This is a genomic window from uncultured Microbacterium sp. (assembly GCF_947632095.1).
Classification (GTDB): Bacteria; Actinomycetota; Actinomycetes; order Actinomycetales; family Microbacteriaceae; genus Microbacterium.
This window is the reverse complement of record NZ_CANROA010000031.1, coordinates 20,570-28,016: the sequence shown is the minus strand read 5'-3', so window position 1 is coordinate 28,016 and position 7,447 is coordinate 20,570. Positions and strand designations below refer to the sequence as shown.

Sequence of the window (7,447 nt, the reverse complement as noted above, 5' to 3'; positions counted from 1 at the left end):
TTGAGTTCTCAAGGATCGGATGCTCCCACGACCCAGCCTCACGACCAGGCCCGAAGGGCAACTTCTCTATCTTACCCCGCGGCAACCGTGTGTCAAATCGGCGTGTCCGGCGAACCAGACCCGATCTGCGGTAACCACAGAGCAACTCCCGAAGCATCTCCACACCGAAGTGATGAAGAACTTTCGGGAGCTTGTCCGCCACTTGAGGGGAGGTGAGCCAGAGGCTTTCTCTCAACCCTGTGGGGCGAACAAGTAATAACTTACGCGGGTTCCGGGGATCGGGCAAATCAGCACGGGAATCCGGGCGTGTCGCACAGGGCATCGTTCTACGATCGCGACATGCTCCCCCCCCTGCTGGTCCGCTGTCCTCACGCCTCGCGACTGGCCCGCTCGCCTGGTCGAGCGTGACCGCGCTACTCCGAGCGGCCTTCGGCCCGGAGCATCCGTTGGCCGATCCGGCACGGATCGCGACGGCGTACCGGAGCGATCGGGTCATGCGCATCGACGGAGCCCGCCCCGATGCGTGGTCCGCGCTCTCCGGTTTCTGGCAGACGACTGACGGGGGGGGCGCACCCACGGTAATTACCCCCATCACGCCACGGCGATCCTCCGCACCTTCGGGCTCGACGAGGTATCCGACGCCGACCCGCTGCGCGACGCACTCGCCGCGTCATCCGTCTCCGCCGTCGTCGACCGCATCTCGGCTGCAGGCGGACGTGCGAGAAGAAGACCCCGCATCCGATGCTGCGCTGCGTTCCACTCCCCTCGTGCGCATCGAGCGCGTCGGGGACGGGGCACCGGCAGGACGCGGAGAACAGCTCCCCTCAAGCGCGCTCCCGCTGCGCGGCATCCGTGTGATCGATCTCACCCGTGTGATCGCCGGCCCGGTCAGCACCCGCACTCTCGGCTCCCTCGGCGCAGACGTCCTCCGTATCGACCCTCCCCATATGCCGGAGCCCGGGTGGCAGCATCTCGACACCGGCCACGGCAAGCGCTCCGCACTTCTCGATGCGCACGACCCGCGGATGCCGGGCCTTCTCGCGCGCGCGGACGTCATCGTGCTCGGGTACCGCCCGGCTGCACTCGCGCGACTCGGCCTCTCCCCCGCAAACCTCGCCGCACAGCATCCGCATCTCGTCATCGCACAACTGAGCGCATGGGGAGACGAACAGCCCGAGCGCGGTGGATTCGACAGTCTCGTACAGGCGGAGTCCGGCATCGACATGATCGAGTCGCCCGACGGCGCGACTCCCGGTGTGCTCCCCGCACAGGCTTTGGACCACAGCGCGGGCTATCTGCTGGCGGCCTCCGTCTTCGACGCCCTCGCCCGCCGCCGAGCTGCTCGGGATGCCGCGGACGGCGGAGCCAGCACCGGATGCCGAATTCGTTGCCTCCGCGCACACAGAGGAGTTCGTCGTCGCCGGCCGTTGCATCACGACGGCCGCATCCGTCATCCCCGGGGTGCGCCTGCAGCCGCCGCGTCCGTTCGGCGCTGACCCGGCCAGATGGTGAGCACCACGCACAGCGCGAGCGTGAGCATCGCCCAGATGCCTGCAGCTCGCGGAAGCGTGCGGTACGCGAGATGCTGAACGGTGAACTCCGCGGTGAGCGGTCCGTACGCGAAGTAGCCGAACGTCCAGAAGCCGATGAGGATCACGGGCAGCGCCACCCACCAGGAGATGCGCACGGCGGTCTCGAGCCGCGTCGTCTCGGGGATCGCGCGCACCGGCGCGCGGCGGATCCACCACAGCATCCAGATGCCGATGATGATGAGGCCCACGACGCTGGATCCGTGCTGCAGCCACTTGTATCCGGCGAGCGGGCCCCACTGCTCGGCGAGCACCGGAAGCCAGTCGGAGCCCGCCCGACCCTCATGAGTGAACGCATCCCAGAGGATGTGCGAGATCACCCCGAGCAGCAACGACACCGCGAGCATGAACGGGTACCACCACGCTCTGCCGACGCCCACCGCGTCCTGAGCGGCCCGCCAAGCCGGCTGGTCCCACTCCCCCGGGAGGCGCCGGGCGACCCAGCGTGGCGCGAGACGCCCGGCGAGCGGACGCAGCACAACTCGCCACAATAGGAACAGCAGGAAGGCGATCAGGCCGGTCCACACGACCTTGCCGTTCGTGTGAGTGAACGCGTAGGTGACGCCGAAACCCCGCAGGAACAACGGCAGGTCCGGCGTCATCGCACCGATCGCAACCGCCGCGGGGATCAACGGCGTGCGGATGAACGGCAGGGCCACGACGGCGTGGCTCGGCGTGAACGGCATCCGTCAGCCGATGAACACGCCGGCGAGGGTCTTCTTGCCGCGGCGCAGCACCGACACTCCGCCGGGCAGGCTCGCCGTGACGAGCGCCTGCTCGTCGTCGATCTTCTGCCCATCGAGCACGACGCCGCCCTGCTTGATCGCGCGGCGGGCCTCGGAGAGGCTCGCGACGAGACCGGTCGCGACGAGCGCGTCGACCACGCTCGTGCCGGCGGGCACGGTCGCGTTCGGCAGCTCCTCGAGAGCGGTGCGCAGGGTGACGGCATCGAGCGCGGTCAGGTCGCCCTGACCGAAGAGAGCCTCGGATGCCGCGATGACGGCCGCCGTCGCATCGATGCCGTGCACGGTGGCGACGACCTCGAGCGCGAGGCGCTTCTGCGCGGCGCGGCGGAAGGGCTCGCCCTCGACGAGAGCCGCGTACTCCTCGATCTCGGCGCGGGTGAGGAACGTGAAGATCTTCAGACGTTCGATCACATCGGCATCCGCCGTCGACAGCCAGAACTGGTACATGCGGTACGGGCTGCACATCTCGGCGTCGAGCCAGATGGCGTTGCCCTCGCTCTTGCCGAACTTCGTGCCATCGCTGTTCGTGATCAGCGGGGTGCCGATCGCATGCGCCGAGACGCCTTCGACGCGACGGATGAGGTCGGTACCGCTGGTGAGGTTGCCCCACTGGTCCGATCCACCGGTCTGCAGCACGCAGTCGTACTGGCGGTGGAGCTCCAGGAAGTCCATGCCCTGCAGGATCTGGTAACTGAACTCGGTGTAGCTGATGCCTGCATCAGAATTGAGGCGCGCGGCGACGGCGTCCTTCTTCAGCATCGTTCCGACACGGTAGTGCTTGCCGATCTCGCGCAGGAAGTCGATCGCCGACATCGGCGCCGTCCAGTCGAGGTTGTTCACGATACGGGCGGCGTTGACGCCCTCGAAGCTCAGGAAGCGCTCGACCTGTGCGCGCAGACGGCCCACCCATTCCTCAACCGTCTCGCGGGTGTTCAGGGTGCGCTCGGCCGTGGGCCGGGGGTCTCCGATGAGACCGGTCGAACCGCCGACGAGACCGAGCGGCTTGTGACCGGCGAGCTGCAGGCGACGCAGGACGAGCAGCTGTACGAGGTTGCCGAGGTGCAGGCTCGGTGCCGTCGGGTCGAATCCGCAGTAATAGGTGATCGGGTCTCCGCCGAGCAGGGCGCGCAGCGCCTCCTGGTCCGTGGACACGTGGACGAGGCCACGCCAGACGAGTTCATCCCATACGTTCTCGAACGCGGGGTCATTCGCCACAGCGGCAGTCGTCAGATCAGAATTCGACACGCGTTCCAGGCTATCAGCGCGCATGTCTCCTCGATGTCGGATGCTCGTGCCAGGCTGTCGTCATGATCATCGCCGATCCCGCAGTCGCCGCGGTCGCCGCCGCAAGCCTCGGCGGTGCTCTCCTCATCGCCCTCGCGCTCAGCATCGCCGGGCTCCGCCATGCAAGAACGGCACCTGTCGCCATCAGTTGCGCACTCGCCGCGGCCGCGCTCATCACCGCGCTCGTCGCCCCGATCACGTCGGCCCCATTGGCTCTGCGCCTACCGGTCATCCTCCTGGCCATGACTGTCGCCGTCATCGGCGGGTCCCCCTTCACGCGCCGTGCGCTCGACATCGCCTCCGGAGATCGTGTGCGCGAGACCCGCGATGGCGGGATCCTCATCATCGCGGCGGATGCTTCGGCTCCCCGCACGCTCATGCGCGGCGGTACCGTGATCGGCTTCCTCGAACGCGTCGCGGCGGCGGTGGCGATCACGGTCGGATTCCCCGAAGCGGTCGCGGCGGTCATCGCTGTCAAAGGAATCGGACGATTCCCCGAGCTCGGAGAGCCGGAGGCGCGGGAGCGCTTCATCATCGGTACCGTGGCGAGCCTGCTGTGGGCAGGAGCGGTCGGCGCGATCGCACGCCTGGCCCTGCTCTGACCCTCAAGCCACCGCGAGCATGCGGAATCCAGCGACGATCGCCGAAGCGCCCGAGCTCGCCAGCGCTTGCGAGACCGCGGACTGCGTGATGCCCTCTGCACGGGCGAGCTCGCGCTGCGGCTCACCCAAGCACCGCCCGTATGTCAGCCGCCTCGAGCGGGCGGTCATGGTCGACACGATCTCGTCGCGGGCTAGCAGATAGGCGTTCGCCCAGTTCACCGCCGCAGCATCCGTCTTCGCCGTCTTCTCATCGGCGACCACCCAGCTGCGAGCGTTCGGTGCGTCCCGCCGTTGAAGCTTCTCGACGTGCTCGACCGCTGTGCGCGCCGCCCACCAGCCGGGTCCGTCCGCGATCCCCTGCTCGATCCCCACGGACGCAACGCGCCCGATCTCGCCGAGCCCGATTCCGTAACGGAATTCGAGCCCGTCCGGAAGCGCGAGCCGCAGCAGCAGGATCGTCGCGAGCGCCGCTTCGAGGGTCGGGTAAACACCCTGCTGCTCATCACCGACGGTCGGACGAAGTCCGCGGACGACGACGGGCAGGGCCTGCTCGACGCGGGCGATCGACGCGTCGAAGACCTTCTGGGCGGCGCTCCGGTCGGCGATCTCCCGGGAGCCGATGATGTCAGCGGTGACGACGGTCAGCATTACATCAGCTTATCACTGATATTCAGCAAATATCAGAATAACGCTGATATCTGCGTCAGATCCCGAGAGCGTGCACCGCAGCCTGGGTGCGGGCGATGAGCTCCGCACGCTGCTCCTCAACACGAATAGGAGCGGTGCCGCCGGCTCCCGTGCGCGAGGCCACGGATCCCTCGATGCTGAGAACCTCGCGGACCGCCGGGGTCAGGTGCGCCGAGACCTCCGCAAGCAGAGCATCATCGGCGTCCTCGAGTCCGATCCCCCGGATCTCGCACGCCTTGACCAGCGCACCCGAGATCTCGTGGGCGTCGCGGAAGGGAACGCGCTGCTTGACGAGCCACTCGGCGACGTCCGTCGCCAGCGAGAAGCCCTGCGGCGCGAGCGCCGCCATGCGCTCGGTGTCGAAGGTGAGCGTCGCGACCATGCCGGCGAACGCGGGGAGCACGACCTCAAGGGTGTTCACCGAGTCGAAGACCGGCTCCTTGTCCTCCTGAAGGTCGCGATTGTAGGCGATCGGCAGGCCCTTGAGGGTCGCCATGAGACCCGACAGGTTGCCGATGAGTCGGCCGGACTTACCGCGGGCGAGCTCGGCGATGTCGGGGTTCTTCTTCTGCGGCATGATGCTGGAACCGGTCGAGTAGCCGTCGTGCAGCGTGACGAACCCGAACTCGCGGGTGTTCCAGAGGATGATCTCCTCGCTCAGGCGCGACAGGTCGACGCCGATCATCGCCGTGATGAACGCGAACTCCGCCACCACGTCACGCGCGGCCGTGCCGTCGAGCGAGTTCTCCGCCGGGCGGTCGAGGCCCAGCTCGCGGGCGACGAGCTCGGGGTCGAGGCCGAGCGTGGATCCGGCGAGGGCGCCGCCGCCGTACGGCGAGACACCGGCGCGGACGCGCCAGTCGACGAGGCGCTCGAGCTCGCGCACGAGCGGCCAGGCGTGGGCCTGCAGGTGGTGGGCCAGCAGGATCGGCTGCGCGTGCTGCAGGTGGGTGCGGCCGGGCAGGATCGCATCGGGGTGCGCCTCGGCCTGGGCCACGAGGGCGTCGATGACGCGCAGGATATCGCGGGCGATGACCTTCGCGTGGTCGATCAGGTACATGCGCACGAGGGTTGCGATCTGATCGTTGCGGCTGCGACCGGCGCGCAGGCGACCGCCCAGTTCAGGGCCGAGCTCGGCGATCAGCGCCTGCTCGAGCGCGCCGTGCACGTCCTCATCCGTCGGCTGGGCCACGATCGTGCCATCGGCGACCTTGCGCGCGACGGCGTCGAGACCCTCGTGCATGCGGCGCTCTTCGTCTGCCTCGAGATAGCCCGCGGCGGCCAGGGCCTTGGCATGCGCGTGCGAACCCGCGATGTCGTAGGGTGCGAGGATCCAGTCGAAGTGGGTGGATCGGCTCAGCTCGACGAGCTCGGGCGACGGCCCGCTCGCGAATCGTGCGCCCCAGAGTGCGCCCTCGTTCGTGCCATCGTGCTTCGCGTCGCTCATACTCTCCAGCCTACTGGCGTACAGGCCCGGAGCCGACGAACCCGGAGAGCTTGGCCAGCGCCCACTCCACCGGTCCGCGCCCGAAGAGCAGCGCCCACGCCGTGCACCCCACGAGGATCCCGACCGTCATCGACCAGAAGGGCGCCAGGGCGAGGAAACCGTTGAGGTCAGCGGTGTCGCCGAGAAGGACCGCTGCCGCAACAGCCCACACGATGAGCTGCGCGATGTAGGCGGTCAGCGGCATCGAACCCATGGCCCGCACCGGCAGGGAGAGCATCCGCACCGCTCGGAGCCGGCACAGCAGCAGGCAGGCGCCGATGGCAGCGACGGCGAAACCTCCGGAGCCGATGACCTCCCCGATCCCACCGGAGTGCGGTACTGCCGTGAACGCCGCATCCAGATACGACGATCCCGGAACTCGGACAAGCGCGAGCAGATAACCGAGCATCGAGACGACGGCGCCGAGCACCAGCATCCTGATCTGAATCCTCAATCGCGCGAGGCCCGTGCGCGCCGCGCCCAGGCCCGCCAGGACGAACACGAGCCAGAGGGTGAACGGATAGTGCCATCCGATGTAGGTCTCGATCTCCGCACCGACCGGTGCGCGCCACAACGGCAGATCATCGAGCAACGGTTGCACGAACGGCATGACGAGAGCGATCGCAGCGGCGATCATCAGCACGGTTCGCGCCCGCAGCCCCACGAAACCGATCACCGCGATGAAGAGGATCGCGTAGGCGGGCAGGATCACGTAGACGGGGACACCCGTCAGCGCGAGCAGGATGCCGATGACCCACAGGATGCACCCCCGGATCAGCAGTCTGATCCGGGCGACCTCCATCTCCGGCCGTGCGAGCGGTTCGCGCCCGCCCGTGACGATGCCGATCGACGCCCCGGCGAGCACAGCGAACATAATCGAGGAGCGCCCGTCGACCACCGCCGTCCATGTGGACGGGTCATTCCAGACGAAGGAGTCCGCGGTCATGAGCAGATGCGCGGCGAGCATTCCGATGACCGCGAGCCCGCGGGCCAGGTCGATTCCGGAGATGCGGGACGCACCGTCCAAACGTGACAGTGCGTCCCGCATCCGGT

7 protein-coding genes are annotated in these 7,447 nt (G+C 68.2%); 2 read left to right on the top strand and 5 right to left on the bottom strand.

Going from position 1 to position 7,447, the window contains the following annotated elements; genetic code table 11:
* The first annotated feature begins 716 nt into the window (after positions 1-716).
* Entirely contained in the window at positions 717-1,496 is a 780-nt protein-coding gene (locus Q0Z66_RS08940; protein ID WP_298040337.1) for a CoA transferase, read from the top strand.
* On the opposite strand, the gene Q0Z66_RS08935 is transcribed toward Q0Z66_RS08940, so the two are convergent.
* Together Q0Z66_RS08935 and tyrS are read right to left on the bottom strand one after the other, a co-directional pair.
* On the bottom strand, positions 1,451-2,275 hold the full coding sequence (locus Q0Z66_RS08935) for a DUF4184 family protein (RefSeq protein WP_298040336.1): 825 nt from the start codon (positions 2,273-2,275) through the stop codon (positions 1,451-1,453). The genes Q0Z66_RS08940 and Q0Z66_RS08935 overlap by 46 nt on opposite strands.
* Before the next feature lie 3 nt (positions 2,276-2,278).
* Positions 2,279-3,604, bottom strand: a complete 1,326-nt coding sequence (gene tyrS / locus Q0Z66_RS08930) for a tyrosine--tRNA ligase (RefSeq protein WP_298040335.1) — start codon at positions 3,602-3,604, stop codon at positions 2,279-2,281.
* A 38-nt stretch (positions 3,605-3,642) separates the two neighbouring features.
* Between tyrS and Q0Z66_RS08925 the strand changes: the two genes are divergently transcribed.
* On the top strand, positions 3,643-4,221 hold the full coding sequence (locus Q0Z66_RS08925; RefSeq protein ID WP_298040334.1) for a hypothetical protein: 579 nt from the start codon (positions 3,643-3,645) through the stop codon (positions 4,219-4,221).
* A gap of 3 nt (positions 4,222-4,224) precedes the next feature.
* On the opposite strand, the gene Q0Z66_RS08920 is transcribed toward Q0Z66_RS08925, so the two are convergent.
* From Q0Z66_RS08920 to Q0Z66_RS08910, 3 genes are read right to left on the bottom strand one after another with little or no spacing between them, the layout of a single operon-like run.
* A complete protein-coding gene (locus Q0Z66_RS08920; protein WP_298040332.1) occupies positions 4,225-4,869 on the bottom strand; it encodes a SatD family protein in 645 nt (214 codons plus the stop codon).
* 55 nt (positions 4,870-4,924) lie between these two features.
* A complete protein-coding gene (argH, locus tag Q0Z66_RS08915) occupies positions 4,925-6,355 on the bottom strand; it encodes an argininosuccinate lyase (RefSeq protein WP_298040331.1) in 1,431 nt (476 codons plus the stop codon).
* Positions 6,356-6,365: 10 nt separating this feature from the next.
* Complete coding sequence (locus Q0Z66_RS08910) at positions 6,366-7,442, bottom strand: heparan-alpha-glucosaminide N-acetyltransferase domain-containing protein (protein ID WP_298040330.1); 1,077 nt, start codon at positions 7,440-7,442, stop codon at positions 6,366-6,368.
* Positions 7,443-7,447 lie beyond the last annotated feature (5 nt).